Here is a 14764-nt window from a genome sequence, read left to right as displayed (position 1 = left end):
ATTAACAATATTAAGTTGAACGCTGCCAAGCAGATAGCTCACTTAGCCTTGCCACACAGAAAAAGTATTCCCGCCAACAGCAAAGAAATGAGCGAGATACCAATGATGGTATAAAGAACCAATAGCCAATCTTGATCGCCATTAAAAAGAGCTGTGCCGACAACAGCACTCACCGAGCCCAAACAAAAAAATAATAACGTCTTATAGTTCATTAATTAGCCTATATCAGATAAATACCATCACCAAAGAAGGCTCGATAAGTAAGCCACGGTAAATGCCCTTTCTAAGGTACCTGTTCAACATGGCTGCTTGTTATTGGTTCTTAGCACCTTAATTTAGCCTACCCAAGTTGATGTATCCTCTTGCCACCGCGCGAAACAACATCACCAAGCCAAATGCCGTAACTGCAAGGCCAAAGTGTTTTACCTTGCAGTCTCTAATAAGTTAAACCTAGGTAGACGCCATTTAAATCGAACCGAAGCCATACGGACTAAATAGCCAACCAATAAACTGGCGATAATTGAGATGCTTTCATCAATGGCGAAATGCGCTAACGTTAAGTACAAGCAAGCAACAATTAATGCCACAGAAGCATACAATTCTTGATGCAAAACCAGTGGCGTTTGACGGCATATTAAATCGCGCAGCAGGCCACCAAATACCCCCGTGACAATAGCTGCCACGACACAAATACCGTAGTGTAACCCCATGTTTAGTCCAACTTGGCAACCTATGATGCTAAATGCTGCCAGCCCGAGCGCATCTAAGCGTATAAACACTCCTTTAAATTTTACAACCCACTTTGCCAACCAAGTGGTCACTATGCCTGCAACACAAGTGATCAATAAATATTCAGGGTGCGCGACCCAAGTTAAAGGATAGTTACCCAATAAAATATCTCTTACACTGCCCCCACCGATTGCCGTTGCACTCGCAACAAGCATGACACCGAACCAATCCATGTTTCTTCGACCAGCGCTGAGCGCACCAGTCATTGCTTCTGCGGTAATTCCAATAATGTAAATAATGCTTAGTAACATGGTTCGATCGCTTAAATTTTCTTCGCAAAATAAAGGGGGCATTGTAGATACAAAGCCCACAAAAAACGAGAAATAAAGAACCTTACACTGCAAATAAAACCAATAAACAGCATTTAAACAAACCAAAGCAATAACAATAAAAAATAAATTGCCACTAACTTATTTAATACAGTTTAACCGAGCCCGACTTAAACAAAGCTCAGGCCTGCCAATGATTGCTTCATTAGGGCCCAACTTGGCCCTAGACAGAATTCATCACCATTGGCACCGCAACTGCGTTAATAACGGTTAAGGTGGCAGGCAGCAAATAACAACTCTTGAAAAAGAATTTACGCCCCTTGCTAAAAGATGCAGCCACGAGTGGCTCATTCATGTGTTTGGTCTGCATTTAGCGTTTTTTTTAGCCAGCTATTCATGTCAGTAATGACGTTTGCTAACTGCTCTTGGCCTGCAGAATTGTTAAAGCGGTGATCTAGATTTTCATAAAAACGAAATTCGATGTTTTCTTTGCCTGATTTTTGTAGCTCAGACATCATGTCTGTCACTTTTTGCGGTGACACAGACTTATCAATCCCCCCTTGTACGATGAGCAAAGGCGTATTAACACTTTTCAGTGTACTAAGCTGATCAATTGATAGCATCTGCCGCCACCAATTATAACCATGACCACTCACTTCAATATCAAACGGTTCACTATTTAATATGTGTTGAGCAAAGCCTTTAAAGCCCTCAACGCTTTCCTTAGTTTTATCTACATCTGTCTGCTCAGAACTGATGCTATGTAATACATCATCAATAAACCATTGCCCGCCACCATTAAAAGAAATAGTCGCATCCACATCATGATTACTTGCAGCAAGTAAGTTGGCGATCACTGCACCTTCACTTCCCCCGATAACAACCAAGTTGTCATAATTACGCTCTTTATTTATCGTACTTAGCACAGCGGCGATGTCTTCAACTCGCTGCTTCGGGTTATCTTTCTTTAAGTAGGCTGTTGGACAGTCTTTACGCTCCGCATCAGCGCTGTAAACTAAACTTTTATCAATGCCATATTTTTCGATTAATAAAAGATCAGACTGTGGCCAAATATTTTTGTAATCCGTAAAAATGGATTTGATATTCAGAGCACTATTACAATCTGAACCTTGCAAGATGAGCAACAAGGTATCACTTTTGCTGTCTTCTTTTTGATCAATTAGGTAGTAATTTATTTTCGTGCCATCTGCTCGATTCGTTGTCAGTGTGGTGGCATCTACAGAGTCAGCAAGTGCGTTAATATTAAAAGCCATTAAAAGTATGGCGAGTAGTCGATACTTCATGAAGTCACTCCAATATCCATTCTAAGACAATGTATAATAAGTTGTTTTTTAAAGTTTTTAAATACACCACCCGTCGTTTTCACAACCATTTCGGCATGAAGCGTCCCGCTAAAGCGTCAGATATTAGCCACTCGAGCTTTCATCAGTAATGACTCTAAAATTAGGGGAAAAGGGGAAAATATCACTGAACAATATTGTCATGGGCCTTTCTAAATACGCGTTCAGCTAAACTTTTTACATCAAAAATAAGGTGGGAAGACGTACTACCATCGCTGTACACCAGCGTTACCATGCCATAAGTAGCATTTGAATCTGATCGCTTTTCCCCTGGCTGGTTTTCCTGTAAATGCGCCTTGAATTGGTGATATAAGCTCAGTGGTGAAAACGTCCCTTTTTTTATCACTTGTGCTCTTGGATGAGCACCGTAGTATAAATACGCGGCACCATCGCTGTTTGATAAAATTCTTTCTTCTCCGTGAGGGTAATCCATTATGAAGCGAGTCAGCTCAGGCTGCTCTTCACCCTGCAAAAGCGGGACATAAAGTATGATTAAAATGAAAGATATTAAGCATTTCATGTTCTTACCTCTAGCACAATGAGAAGCAGCCAATAAATAAAAAAGTATGAGTACCTTACAGAGCCCTGTTTATAAATAGTCTAATGGTTATTTGAAACAACTCAATAACACGCTCAAACTCGTTGGCACAGGCTATCAGTTGCTGTTTGTAAATAACGGGTGCGTATTTTAAGCAGAAAATACTAGCTTATTTTTATCTAGATCTCTGACATACGCAGAAAAACGAGGCCCTCTTTGATTAGGCTCCCCCTCACAAGTGCCACCTAATGCAATGGCCTTTTGATGCAATCTTATTACTTCATCAGCAGAGCCAACACTAAAACCAATCATGCTACCATTGCCATTGGTCGCAGGTGCTTCATCGAAGGGAATAGCGATGGCAAATGCCGAGTCTTTATCGTCACCTTGCCAGAAAGTCATCCTTTCGTTTGCTAAAACTTGGCTAAGCGCTGTTTGCTCAAAGAGTGCATCATAGAAGCAAGTCGAAGCTTCTATGTTGTTGGTACCAAGTACAAAGTAGTTCATTTTCATGTCGTTAGTCTCCTACTATATAGAAAACCAAGCATACCTTGCCCCCACTGACAGGGAGTGTCAGTGGGGTTGCACTAAGCAACTACTGTACGCAGTTTTTATGCTAATAAATTTTGAGTGGCGGGATGAATCAGGGCAAATTTGCCCCCTCTAAAATACAAATGCTAATAGCTTCAAATTTAGCCTGATTTCTACTACTTAGCTTTCAGTCAAAAGCCCAATGAAAGCGTCTCATTAAGCGATTTCATTTCGACACTCAGAGTCGACTAGTTTAAGTAAAGTTGGAACTCTATATTCACCGTGCATCTGTTGGATAAACTTCTTCGCTTCAGACTGGCTAATACCGATACTTGTTACATAAAGAGGCTTTTTACTGGTACCGCGTAAAACTTCACATTGCTCTGGCGTTCCAGCAAATCTGTTTTTTGCTACACCAATTATCGGTACTTTTGTATTCAAGTTATTGTAAAGATGAGAGCCTAGCCCATCTTGTCGCGCCTCCCCAAGGGTGACATAACCATCAATCACGATGACTTCAACGTCCTCTTTGATCTCGTTAAGAAGGGCCAAAATGCAAGGCAATTCTCTTTTGAAAAAACTGCCTGGTTGATATGGTTCAATGTCATTAATCTTGACACTTAACTTGCTGCTATAGGATGAAGATTCCCAATCAGAAAATAGCACCCCAGATGCAACTGCGTACTCATTGTTATTGTAGTGAACATCTATTACTAGCTTCATTATAAATTATTGCACTCTGTAATCGTCATCATCAGGATCCAAAAGGCTATTCGTCAGGCGTTAATATATGGTTATTTTGCCGGAAAGCATATGCTAAAGGCTCAAACAAAGTACGATCCGGCCCTATCATTGAGCCCTTCTTCAGTATCGACCAACCTTTAGCCAACCAGCCCCAAATTTGTATGGTCGGCTGCTTATGTCACTAGTTACTTACAGGCGTGTAATTAACAACCAAACCTATTTTTTCAATCGGCTCAGGCAATACATCATCATTAGTGTTCAATATACCGTCACGTCCGTAGGCTCTAATGTGATATTCATTCTCATTAATTAAAACATAATAGAAGTACTTAGAATCGCTGCTTTCTACCAAACTAGGGTCTTGCAAAAACACCATCGAATTTTCAGGTAATGAATTTTCAAGTGTTTCTAATGAAGCGGGGTAATGACCATGTTGAACTTTGTAAAACTCAATAGCTTGGACCGCACTACTTAATGTGCTTTTAGCAAGGCTTGTTCGGAGATCATCATATACGCCCCCCTTTTCAACGAACCCGAAGTACCCAAGAGCACCATAGACAACAACCGTAAATAAAATACCGGCAAAGCCAACAATTTTAAGCTTTGTACTCTTTATTGCGAATCCCCAAACGATCGCGACAATACCAAAAAATACTCCAATTAACGGAATAAATGACATTCCGCCAATTACGAAGCCTAAACAACCCGGTGACTTTTGTTGTTGATTCATATTCTGTTGAACATCTTCCATTTACTTTATAATCCTTGCAGCCTAGTTAACGCCGCGCTCTGCAGCAAATTTGGAGCGCAGCGGAAAATTTATCCGACAGCAGCGCTTTGATATGTGGTTGAATCACTAACAGCGTCAGCTCTAATAAGCACTTGACTAATTTCTCTTAGCAACTCAATTGCTTGCACTAAAATATGATCGAACGCCTGTATCAATGCACCATCATCAATGCCTAGCCTTTCTATTGTTTTCTCGTATTTAGAGCCACGCCTATGAGCCACACCAGTTGACCGAACTCCTTGCAAGCCACCGAAAAAAGATGCAACGTCGAATTTCACACCGCCAGCTTTAAGAAAAGCTGATAAAAGCTTTATAGAGCCGTTTTCATCGACAGACACATGCTCTTTAAGCCCCTTGACATTAATAGAATCTATGGTGATTTTCACTAATGACAGGACTTGAGAGTCAAACTCTGACTGTTCGTTTTTTGTTAAACAATGCAAAGTTTTAAAACAATGCTTGTCAGCTTCGACTAATGGCAGAAATAGTGGCCATCCGTGTTTTTCCAACCACTGACTTTGGAAGCGTTCAAATTCAGTTTTAAATACCAAGTCTGGGCTTTCTGCATCTGCAAAATTTCCCATAATACTGCGCTTAAAGTAAGTTCCACTCATCCCCCTCCCTTCTGGTGGTAAGTTAAAGCTTTTCCAATAAATCGCTTCAGAATGAGGAATATCTCGCCCCAAATCACCTAAAAACACACATACGTGTTCAGGTGAATTATTATCAAAGCGCAACCTCCAATAACCATGCTTATAAATTACGCTATCCTGAACCTCATACTCACTTGCCGCTCCGAAATACTTTTGGAGAACAGCTTTATCAAAGTAAACAGGCGTTAGATAATGTGGCGCACCCTGATTTTTCCCGAAATAATCAGAAAGCTGTGAAGGATCACTTGAATAAACTCTATTGTCATGAGCGTCACCTTCTATAATAAATGACTCATATTCTCTTTCAGTTTTGAATGGACTATAGTTTTCTTCTGTTCTTGGCAAGCATCGAAAAAGTTTTTTTCCAAGCACCCTAGTGAAAGTATTAAACCCTTTAACATATGAACTATCCCAGAACCTAGTATATGAAATGGCGGGTTCATTTACGTGCTCATCGACCAGTCTCTCACTTCCTTTCTTATGCCTTGAGTTCTCGAAAAATAGGAGCAGGTTCATCTGTTTTGCAGACATGAATGCTCTCAAGAATGACTTTCTTATTACTGTTTCTTTTTCTGAATACTTGATTACATCAATTTCAGTGCCATTTTCATCATCCACAACATACTTGCAGTTAACGGAGTCATGATATAGCTCAAGGAATAGGACTAACTCTTGTAAAATTTCACGATAAGGCTCTCTTCTCCCGTGAAATTCCCTATAAATGACTAAAGGTGTATATTTTGAACAGTTTGGTTCGTACCAAATATTATCTGAACCACTTGATACTATGGACGGACCTCCATCACCAGGTAATAGATCCCATCCGTACCCATCCATTGCTTGTTCTGTTTCATCTGGAGAAACTAAGCAAGAATACAAAGAGCCATCTTCAGACTTATCATCTTTATTAAGATTTTTGTGGAGGGGGATCCAGATTCCTTCTCCTAATTCATCCCTAACAAATTGCAGAAAGTCATCCATGTCTACACTTGTGCTCATCATTTTTCCTTGGTGCTTTGCCTAGCTTTACACATAACGCCGCAATGTGCGGATTTTAAAAATGGAGGCGAAGCCGGAGCTTTTAAAATTCCGAACCATTGCCTTGTTATGAGTTGATGCCAATTTCTGGTAGCTCTGCCAATAGCTCGCTCATTTCTATATCTGGATTTAATTTTTTAGCGAGATCTTCACTAAATTCACCGCTAAGTATTTTCTCGACTGCTTCTAAGTCTATTTCACGCTCATAGTATTCAGTTGCCCAAGCATGGTAATCACTGGCTTCCCAGTTTGTTATTGCCTTCAAATCAATCAGCCATTTGACAGGCTTTCCATGCTCCGTCCATTGGGAGTTCTCTAGAAACCAAATACAGGTAGCTTGATCCATGCTAAAAGCAGGCTCATTTATAAAACTGCCAAAGGCTTCAGAAGCACTTTCTTTAGCTTCTTGTAATTCTGGCATTAATCCATCTTCTGGGCTCAAGCATTTATAGCCAGCTAATTCTCCGGAAAACCAAAGAAACCACTCGCCACCGCATCCATCACGGAGCGAACCCATCTCTTCTGAATCAGACCAATTCGAATTGTAAGAGAAATATCTGTATTGCCACTCTTGCTCAATAATCGCATCGAGTAAAGCTAGTGATTTCATTTTCTTGCGCAATTGTTCGATCATGGTCTACTCAATCGTGGTAGAGCGACCGATTACTGGGCCGACCCCACACAGATCCGGACGTGCGCTTATTTTTAAAACACAAGACCGCATCGAGCTTTTGAGCTCTTCAGTTATATATTCACGCGTGTAAATCAACACGCACCTAGTACCAATCTACGTGAATAAATCGCTTACTCACTCGTGGTCGCTCAATTGCATAATACATTAGCATCTTCTTGAAATTACTCCAGTTATAACTTCGCCTACCACTGCGCCTATTCAGCCATTTGTATAAACTGTGCAGCACATAAATTTACAGCCTATCTAGGCTTAAGCTTTTGTCAGGGGCCGGCGAAAGTTTACAGCACCAAATACAGTGCTGACTATTGCCATTGCTGCAACTGTTACTGGGGATTGGGCTCCGAGCCAACCGACGCGAACTTGCCCTTGCTGCCAACACTGCATGCGCAGCATCGGTATCCTGCGACCGAGTGAACGTGACATCAGCGAGGCTCCGGGGATAATCCGAGCGTTGCCCAACACTTGAATATAGGGTGTCGGCTTCGCGACACCTATTCTTATCTGTTAGGCTTATTCTATTGGCTCAAGCAATAAATCAACTTCAGATGAAGCCCCATTAGTTAAAACTGGGTAAGCTTGAGTAGTTATAAATTTAGCAAACTCTTCTCCAGAATCCCTCACAGAAATTAAAGACGCCCTTACAGAATATAAATTTCCTTCATTTATATCTTCGGCTTTATAAGAAACCTTGTAACTAAGAGGAAAGCTATCAATTAATTCGATTTCAGTTTTACCTACTATTACAGCTGATGCATCGCCAATAGAATAATCTATAATTTGGACTTCCATCCTTAAAATATCATTAAATTCAATTAAACCATTGAGTTCAATTACTCCATACACATTGGGATCTTTTACGGTAGCGTTATCATTACTTTCATTACATGCAACTAGAAATACCATACTAAAAAATGTAATTAGTAAAACTTTCATACGGATATTACCTCTGATAATTTTAAGCCTAACGAGACTGTAGAATAACTCCAACAGCCAGATTTGACTAAAAAACGGGGCCCTGCAATCAAGCCTAAGCGCTTTTAAGACAATAGGTAATGCATTTGGAACCCATAAAACAGGCTATATTTCTTAAAATCGAGTAATTCTACAGCCTCAACGCCGCATTCTAGCGAATCCCCACAAAATATCTTTCGCTATCAAATATATAGAAACGCATCTCGTTGTGTGATCTAATTAATTTCGCCAAAAACAAACCAGATTACAACGAGATGCGTGAACTTAATATCATACACCAACAGCTACAAAATCAATGCCCTTTCATTCACAAAAAACGACTTCAATCCCTCATCGATTCTACCCAAGCATTGCTCAACGGTGATCGCCTCACCCTTACTCAACTTGGCCGCTCCATGACGGGTAAGACATCCGCTAAACATGCCATTAAGCGTGTTGATAGGTTGCTTGGCAATGCGCAGTTGCATCGCGAGCGCATCGATATTTATCGTTGGCATGCGCAGCTAACTTGCAGCCTCAACCCCTTTCCATTTGTCCTTATCGACTGGGCTGACGTGCGTGAACAGCTGCGAATGATGACATTACGCGCATCCATTACCGTCAATGGTCGCAGTGTTGTTTTGTATGAACGCACCTTTGAATTCAAGCATTACAACTCTCCTCGCAGCCATCAACATTTCTTGGATGAATTAAAACAAGTGATGCCACCCAGCTGCACGCCCATTCTGATTACCGATGCCGGTTACCGAAACACCTGGTTTCGCCAAGTTGAAGCACTTGGTTGGTATTGGCTTGGCCGTTTACGCGGTGAGGTGGGTGTGAAGCTAGCCAAGCAAGGCTGGCTATCGAATAAAAGCTTTTTCACCAGAGCGAATACACAGCCTCAGCACCTCGGACCTGCAGTCATCGCAAAGAAGAGTCCTCTTGCATGCCAGCTTTATTTGTACAAAGGGGCTGATAAGAAAAGCAAAGGTAAGAGGCATAGCCGGCACGGGTCAAAAGCATTCTGCTCAACACTTATATCAACGTTCAGCGAAAGAGCCATGGATGCTTGCCACCAACTTGCCCCCCGCCATGTTTACTGCAAAACAGCTCGTTAAACTCTACGCCAAACGGATGCAAATCGAAGAATCATTTCGGGACTTAAAAAGCCCTGCTTATGGCTTTGGCTTACGCCATTGCCGGAGTCGCAGCACGAAACGATTGGATATTTTGCTACTCATCAGCCTGTTGGCTGAGGTTGTGCTTTGGTGTATTGGACTGATTGCTAGGCAGCAAAATTGGCAATATCAGTTTCAAGCTAACACCATCAAAACCCGCCATGTTTTATCAATAACACGGCTCGCAAAAGAGGTACTAAGGCGGCGGGACCACCGAAGAAGTAGCGCGGATATAGAGTGGGCAATTTACGAATATATACGGGTGAACCATCAAACAGCGATGCTTAAATTATGAGGGGATCCGTCAGCGCCGCTATAAAAGGCGCGCGTTAGCGCGTCCAGTGGAGGCCGTTTTTTGGCCGGAACGATTTTTAATAGCTTTGTTAGGCATTTGGTTCGGGAAACATGATCTCATGATACTGTTTAGCAACCTCATCTTTTTGAAATATTTGAGGAATTACTTCTTTTGAATAAGTACACCCCGCTTTAAAGGCCTCAGTGATCTTTTCTATTTTCTCTGATTCCAATTCTCTGACCGTTAACCTGCGAGTGACATCATCTATTTCACGAAACTTGTTTATAAAGTTCGATAATTCTTCGACAGGCAATTTGATCTCATAGCCCGCAGCTACCAATGGAGCCACAACGAGAGGGATACCTATCATTTCGGGTATTGAGCCTGCTCCTGTTTTTTCAGAACAGTACCCGAGGTAAGATTTCCAATACTCTTCAAGATTCATATTCATGATGCCTAACGCCCGCAGCTGCGGACGCCTTGTAGTGACGAAGGAACGGAAAGGCGCTCCGACAGACTGCGTTTGTTAAGTGTTTTACCCTTGGACACTAGCGTATACCGATGCAAGGAATTCGTCTATTTCACTTTTGCTTACCAATATACGATATTCATTGAATACAGATTTTTCCGAAGAGATAAATATTGCATCAGCGTCGCATTGAGCATCAGAACGAAATGTGATGGAACCGATAATATCCTCTCCTTCGAACTCCGCTACCGAAAATGTGCTTCCTATTTTGTATTCATGCGATACCAATATCGGAGGCTTCGATAAAGCCACATTGCCAAGACTAGCCTTGCGATGCCATTGGATAAAATGGGAGACTAAACTTTCATCGTTTCTTATCGAGGCCGAACACGGTCTACAGCACTGCTTACCATTTACTTGAACCGCACACGTTTCACAAAGAAGCTCTGTGCAAAGATGACACTCTAAATCTCTCTTGCAACCGCTACATTTCTCTTCGTATATGGCACTCAACATAAATTTACCGATGACACTTAACGCCGCAATCTAGCGAATCCCCACAAAATATCTTTCACTATCAAATACATAGAAACGCACCTCGTTGTGTGATCTAATTAATTTCGCCAAAAACAAACCAGATTACAACGAGATGCGTGAACTTAATATCATACACCAACAGCTACAAAATCAATGCCCTTTCATTCACAAAAAAACGACTTCAATCCCTCATCGATTCTACCCAAGCATTGCTCAACGGTGATCGCCTCACCCTTACTCAACTTGGCCGCTCCATGACGGGTAAGACATCCGCTAAGCATGCCATTAAGCGTGTTGATAGGTTGCTTGGCAATGCGCAGCTACACCGCGATCGCATCGCTATTTATCGTTGGCATGCGCAGCTAACTTGCAGCCTCAACCCCTTTCCATTTGTCCTTATCGACTGGGCTGACGTGCGTGAACAGCTGCGAATGATGACATTACGCGCATCCATTGCCGTCAATGGTCGCAGTGTTGTTTTGTATGAACGCACCTTTGAATTCAAGCATTACAACCCTCCTCGCAGCCATCAACGTTTCTTGGATGAATTAAAACAAGTGATGCCACCCAGTTGCACACCCATTCTGATCACCGATGCCGGTTACCGAAATACCTGGTTTCGCCAAGTTGAAGCACTTGGTTGGTATTGGCTTGGCCGTTTACGCGGTGAGGTGGGTGTGAAACTAGCCAAGCAAGGCTGGCTATCGAATAAAAGCTTTTTCACCAAAGCGAATACACAGCCTCAGCACCTCGGGCCTGCTGTCATCGCAAAGAAGAGTCCTCTTGCATGCCAGCTTTATTTGTACAAAGGGGCGGATAAGAAACGCAAAGGTAAGAGGCATAGCCGAACGGGTCAAAAGCATTCTGCTCAACACTTATATCAACGTTCAGCGAAAGAGCCATGGATGCTTGCCACCAACTTGCCCCCCGCCATGTTTACTGCAAAACAAGTCGTTAAACTCTACGCCAAACAGATGCAAATCGAAGAATCATTTCGGGACTTAAAAAGCCCTGCTTATGGCTTTGGCTTACGCCATTGCCGGAGTCGCAGCACGAAACGATTGGATATTTTGCTACTCATCAGCCTGTTGGCTGAGATTGTGCTTTGGTGTATTGGACTAAAAAAGCGGGTTATAACGTGTAGCAAAATAAAACTCAAACCACTGTTTTTTTGCTACATTTAAATGCCTTTCTGGAATATTAAGTGAAGCTATCAAGATCAATTTTATGTTCCTTTAAAACCGCACTTGTTTGTAATCTTTTTTGACCAGCCGAAACAGCCATAACTTTTGCGATTACTTCAGATATTTCACCTTTTACAATGTTTACTTTTTTTGCCTGATGTAAATAGTAACTTGTACAAGGTTTGCAATTCATAGCGATTGACGCAGCCAGCCCAACAAGAACCTCTGTCTTTGAATCTAGAAACTCATTCTCATGAGTAGATTCATAAAACTCTTCATATTTATTTTGCTGATTTTCAGTAAGCACAAACATATCCTTTGCATGGTATTGTAAAATTACGAGTGAATTCTAACGCCTTTGTCAGCCGCGTTTTTGTTGTAGTGGATTTTTGTGCGAAAATGGCCGTAGGCCAGCACAAAAAGGAGCTGAGACCAAAACGTCGGATGGACAAACTTGTTAGAAGTAGGACGCCAAGTTAGCATAAATAGGTGAAACATAATTATGATCCATTTCTTTAATTTGCCTCTGCCATTCAAGAACTTTATCAGTGCTGGTTTTAGTCTTATTTGAAACAAAACCATCCAACGCCCCCTTAAGCAAGTCTTCTAGCGGCAGCCCCTTAATTTTCTCGAACTCTTCTTCGTGCTCTGCACTTAACAAGCGGACTCCACCAACTTTCTGCGAACCTTTGTATATTTCGATTTCGACGGCTATTCCCAGCTTCCAGTCATACGGCTTGGCGCAGAACCTAAAATCTTCTTTTTCAATCTCGATCATTTGTAATTTTGGCTTCTAACGCTTCAAATCGTGGTAGAGCGACCCATTACTGGGCCGACCCCACACAGATCCGGACGTGCGGAATTACCGCATCCGGCTCTTCAGTTATATACTCTCGCGTGTAAATCAACACGCGCATAGTACCAATCTACGTGAATAAATCGCTTACTCACTCGTGGTCGCTCAATTGAATTGTAGCTCGCTTGGCTCGAATTCGGGGTTTGATAAATTGATTCGCTCATGGTTTCTCCTTATGAGGGTTAACGCTTCCGCCATGCGCAGCGTGCAGCTGGCGGAATTTTTGTTGTTTTACAAAAATTATGACAGCTCATGCTGTCGCTTGGGCGGACTGGTTAGGTTGGCAGACTTAGCAACACCCATGCGGGAAGCCAGTAGTGGCAAAATTCAGAAAGGATCAGCACGAAGAAGTGCCACTATGATTACCTTGCAATTTTGACCTGAAAACGCTCAACCTTGTGCGCCCTATTTCTAGCTAACGATACTCTACCGGCTAGCGAAATTCTAAGAGTTGGCACGCGTACCAGCACCAAACTCTGTTGTGGCGACCAGCCAAAAACAGAAGCTTTGCGCCACCTAACGTCGTTGTACTGCCGCGAACGATAGTGAGTCGATGGCCTGCCGCGACAGCGGTAAAAAGCGGGCCAAATGCAGCTACTATTTGTTAACTGCTTTCGAGTAAACCTACAATATCAGTTACCTTACACTCAGCAACCTTCTTACTTCCTTCAGTAAAGTAACCCATGGTTCCGACGGCTATTCTACTGGAATGATACTCACGCCTTTCATCAACTAGTATAAACATAAGAGCCTTACCTGATGATGAAACTTCTCCTTCAGGTAGGACTTCTCCTGCCTCAGAAATGAATTCAGGCCAGATCATATTGATACCATCTACCTTTGGGTCATCACCTGCATAAAGGAAATCCCATCTAGTATGTTGATGTGGTGGCGATTCTCTACCGCCTTCGTCATGGGTTAGAAACCGATATTCGACAATAAAATCTGGTGGCCTTCTGGTTCTTTCTGAGTAAGTTTTCATTCTTTGCAGTTAACGCCTTTAGCATGGGCTGGTGAAGCTGGCACGTAATTGCGTAAGCAATTTAAGTGACAGATTTGCCAGTCCTTTGCCTAAACTTGTTATGTGCTTGCTAGTTTTTTTAATGATGCCAATAAACTTTCTGCTTGTGGCTTGCATATGTTTAACCCTAATTGAGCGTATTTTTGAGCCTTTGTCTCTTGCGCGTATTCATAGGCAAGCATAGCTAGCTTTAAATAAGTTAGGGCATGCTCGCCCCCATAAATATTGGAATTATCATTACCTAAAAGCTTATTCGGCTCAGCCTCTGCTATAGCCATACGTATTTTGCTTAAAGGAGTTAAATAATTATTAAAGCCAGATATCAATTTATCATTAATTTCGTCAACCTCTTGGCTTGATAGTTCATATGGCCAACCTAACAGGTCTTCAGGAGGTGAAACTCTTTTCCGAAATGAGCACTGGTACTCTTTTACTTTTTTAGGTTCTTGGTCTTGGATAAGGCAAAGCGGCTCTACGCCTAGATTTATATAGAACCTATTTCCCCCAGAGCTTTTCTGGAAGTTAACCACCATAACAACGTCTTCATCAATCAAATAATAGTTTTGGCCTGAGCCTTTAAAACCAAGATTTCTTATCGTTGGTGTAATTTCTTTGAGTAACTCTTTCATGACTTATTCACATAACAGCTTCTTAGATCCCAAAATGGGGGGTTAAACACCCCAAAACGGCGTCTATAACATGGCCTGAATAATCCCATTGATTTTTTATATTGTAAACAACACATTACAAGGTGTTTGATTTAAGCCATGTTATTTTCCGACAAAACGGCGGCGAATAATGTTATACGGCAAAAACATCTGGCATGAACAACAAACCAACACTAAATATAAAGGTGTAAGCAC

At 41.8% G+C, this 14764-nt stretch carries 17 protein-coding genes and 2 pseudogenes; 2 read left to right on the top strand and 17 right to left on the bottom strand.

Annotation, left to right across the window (positions count from 1 at the left end; genetic code table 11):
• Window positions 1-38 precede the first annotated feature (38 nt).
• The 11 genes from Q4519_RS08675 to Q4519_RS08625 form a co-directional block, all read right to left on the bottom strand.
• Complete coding sequence (locus Q4519_RS08675) at window positions 39-212, bottom strand: hypothetical protein (RefSeq protein WP_232801802.1); 174 nt, start codon at window positions 210-212, stop codon at window positions 39-41.
• A 210-nt stretch (window positions 213-422) separates the two neighbouring features.
• Complete coding sequence (locus Q4519_RS08670; RefSeq protein ID WP_232801801.1) at window positions 423-1040, bottom strand: trimeric intracellular cation channel family protein; 618 nt, start codon at window positions 1038-1040, stop codon at window positions 423-425.
• A gap of 365 nt (window positions 1041-1405) precedes the next feature.
• A complete protein-coding gene (locus Q4519_RS08665) occupies window positions 1406-2362 on the bottom strand; it encodes a S9 family peptidase (RefSeq protein WP_233051908.1) in 957 nt (318 codons plus the stop codon).
• 181 nt (window positions 2363-2543) lie between these two features.
• On the bottom strand, window positions 2544-2939 hold the full coding sequence (locus tag Q4519_RS08660; protein ID WP_232801799.1) for a hypothetical protein: 396 nt from the start codon (window positions 2937-2939) through the stop codon (window positions 2544-2546).
• A 168-nt stretch (window positions 2940-3107) separates the two neighbouring features.
• Entirely contained in the window at window positions 3108-3470 is a 363-nt protein-coding gene (locus Q4519_RS08655) for a VOC family protein (protein WP_303511611.1), read from the bottom strand.
• A 234-nt stretch (window positions 3471-3704) separates the two neighbouring features.
• A complete protein-coding gene (locus tag Q4519_RS08650; protein WP_303511610.1) occupies window positions 3705-4211 on the bottom strand; it encodes an endonuclease V in 507 nt (168 codons plus the stop codon).
• Window positions 4212-4413: 202 nt separating this feature from the next.
• Window positions 4414-4983, bottom strand: a complete 570-nt coding sequence (locus Q4519_RS08645) for a type II secretion system protein GspG (RefSeq protein ID WP_303511608.1) — start codon at window positions 4981-4983, stop codon at window positions 4414-4416.
• Between the two features lie 68 nt (window positions 4984-5051).
• Window positions 5052-6674 carry a hypothetical protein gene (locus Q4519_RS08640; protein ID WP_303511606.1) on the bottom strand — a complete coding sequence of 541 codons (1623 nt, stop codon included), beginning with the start codon at window positions 6672-6674 and terminating at the stop codon, window positions 5052-5054.
• 106 nt (window positions 6675-6780) lie between these two features.
• Window positions 6781-7347: a hypothetical protein gene (locus Q4519_RS08635; RefSeq protein WP_232801792.1), complete on the bottom strand. Its 567-nt coding sequence runs from the start codon at window positions 7345-7347 to the stop codon at window positions 6781-6783.
• A gap of 309 nt (window positions 7348-7656) precedes the next feature.
• A complete protein-coding gene (locus Q4519_RS08630; RefSeq protein WP_303511605.1) occupies window positions 7657-7830 on the bottom strand; it encodes a hypothetical protein in 174 nt (57 codons plus the stop codon).
• Between the two features lie 87 nt (window positions 7831-7917).
• Window positions 7918-8340, bottom strand: a complete 423-nt coding sequence (locus Q4519_RS08625) for a YbaY family lipoprotein (protein ID WP_303511604.1) — start codon at window positions 8338-8340, stop codon at window positions 7918-7920.
• Window positions 8341-8633: 293 nt separating this feature from the next.
• Between Q4519_RS08625 and Q4519_RS08620 the strand changes: the two are divergent.
• Window positions 8634-9834, top strand: a pseudogene (locus tag Q4519_RS08620) (IS4 family transposase).
• A gap of 88 nt (window positions 9835-9922) precedes the next feature.
• On the opposite strand, the gene Q4519_RS08615 reads toward Q4519_RS08620, so the two are convergent.
• Complete coding sequence (locus tag Q4519_RS08615) at window positions 9923-10279, bottom strand: hypothetical protein (protein ID WP_233055136.1); 357 nt, start codon at window positions 10277-10279, stop codon at window positions 9923-9925.
• A gap of 673 nt (window positions 10280-10952) precedes the next feature.
• On the opposite strand from Q4519_RS08615, the pseudogene Q4519_RS08610 reads away from it, so the two are divergent.
• Window positions 10953-11961 (top strand): annotated as a pseudogene (locus tag Q4519_RS08610) (IS4 family transposase); the annotation flags it as partial.
• A 79-nt stretch (window positions 11962-12040) separates the two neighbouring features.
• Here the strand turns inward: Q4519_RS08610 and Q4519_RS08605 are convergent.
• From Q4519_RS08605 to Q4519_RS08585, 5 genes are all read right to left on the bottom strand, one after another.
• Window positions 12041-12331 (bottom strand): carboxymuconolactone decarboxylase family protein, encoded by a 291-nt coding sequence (locus Q4519_RS08605; RefSeq protein ID WP_232804074.1) that lies wholly within the window; start codon window positions 12329-12331, stop codon window positions 12041-12043.
• A 150-nt stretch (window positions 12332-12481) separates the two neighbouring features.
• Complete coding sequence (locus tag Q4519_RS08600; protein ID WP_303511602.1) at window positions 12482-12802, bottom strand: hypothetical protein; 321 nt, start codon at window positions 12800-12802, stop codon at window positions 12482-12484.
• Window positions 12803-12903: 101 nt separating this feature from the next.
• On the bottom strand, window positions 12904-13044 hold the full coding sequence (locus Q4519_RS08595; protein ID WP_303511600.1) for a hypothetical protein: 141 nt from the start codon (window positions 13042-13044) through the stop codon (window positions 12904-12906).
• 440 nt (window positions 13045-13484) lie between these two features.
• On the bottom strand, window positions 13485-13862 hold the full coding sequence (locus Q4519_RS08590; protein ID WP_233054114.1) for a hypothetical protein: 378 nt from the start codon (window positions 13860-13862) through the stop codon (window positions 13485-13487).
• 98 nt (window positions 13863-13960) lie between these two features.
• A complete protein-coding gene (locus Q4519_RS08585) occupies window positions 13961-14530 on the bottom strand; it encodes a DUF4304 domain-containing protein (RefSeq protein ID WP_233054115.1) in 570 nt (189 codons plus the stop codon).
• Window positions 14531-14764 lie beyond the last annotated feature (234 nt).

Origin of the sequence: Motilimonas sp. 1_MG-2023 (assembly GCF_030547455.1) — a bacterium.
GTDB lineage: Bacteria > Pseudomonadota > Gammaproteobacteria > Enterobacterales > CBDFNC01 > Motilimonas.
The sequence above is the reverse complement of the archived record's forward strand: the minus strand, read 5'-3'. Positions and strand labels throughout refer to the sequence as shown.

Bases quoted from the DNA above. Each gene is read 5' to 3' on its own strand.
- Q4519_RS08595 (WP_303511600.1), bottom strand. From the start codon at position 13,044: ATGAGCGAATCAATTTATCAAACCCCGAATTCGAGCCAAGCGAGCTAC.
- Q4519_RS08670 (WP_232801801.1), bottom strand. From the start codon at position 1,040: ATGTTACTAAGCATTATTTACATTATTGGAATTACCGCAGAAGCAATG.
- Q4519_RS08660 (WP_232801799.1), bottom strand. From the start codon at position 2,939: ATGAAATGCTTAATATCTTTCATTTTAATCATACTTTATGTCCCGCTT.
- Q4519_RS08655 (WP_303511611.1), bottom strand. From the start codon at position 3,470: ATGAAAATGAACTACTTTGTACTTGGTACCAACAACATAGAAGCTTCG.
- Q4519_RS08645 (WP_303511608.1), bottom strand. From the start codon at position 4,983: ATGGAAGATGTTCAACAGAATATGAATCAACAACAAAAGTCACCGGGT.
- Q4519_RS08640 (WP_303511606.1), bottom strand. From the start codon at position 6,674: ATGAGCACAAGTGTAGACATGGATGACTTTCTGCAATTTGTTAGGGAT.
- Q4519_RS08590 (WP_233054114.1), bottom strand. From the start codon at position 13,862: ATGAAAACTTACTCAGAAAGAACCAGAAGGCCACCAGATTTTATTGTC.
- Q4519_RS08630 (WP_303511605.1), bottom strand. From the start codon at position 7,830: ATGTCACGTTCACTCGGTCGCAGGATACCGATGCTGCGCATGCAGTGT.
- Q4519_RS08635 (WP_232801792.1), bottom strand. From the start codon at position 7,347: ATGATCGAACAATTGCGCAAGAAAATGAAATCACTAGCTTTACTCGAT.
- Q4519_RS08600 (WP_303511602.1), bottom strand. From the start codon at position 12,802: ATGATCGAGATTGAAAAAGAAGATTTTAGGTTCTGCGCCAAGCCGTAT.
- Q4519_RS08585 (WP_233054115.1), bottom strand. From the start codon at position 14,530: ATGAAAGAGTTACTCAAAGAAATTACACCAACGATAAGAAATCTTGGT.
- Q4519_RS08615 (WP_233055136.1), bottom strand. From the start codon at position 10,279: ATGAATCTTGAAGAGTATTGGAAATCTTACCTCGGGTACTGTTCTGAA.
- Q4519_RS08650 (WP_303511610.1), bottom strand. From the start codon at position 4,211: ATGAAGCTAGTAATAGATGTTCACTACAATAACAATGAGTACGCAGTT.
- Q4519_RS08625 (WP_303511604.1), bottom strand. From the start codon at position 8,340: ATGAAAGTTTTACTAATTACATTTTTTAGTATGGTATTTCTAGTTGCA.
- Q4519_RS08675 (WP_232801802.1), bottom strand. From the start codon at position 212: ATGAACTATAAGACGTTATTATTTTTTTGTTTGGGCTCGGTGAGTGCT.
- Q4519_RS08665 (WP_233051908.1), bottom strand. From the start codon at position 2,362: ATGAAGTATCGACTACTCGCCATACTTTTAATGGCTTTTAATATTAAC.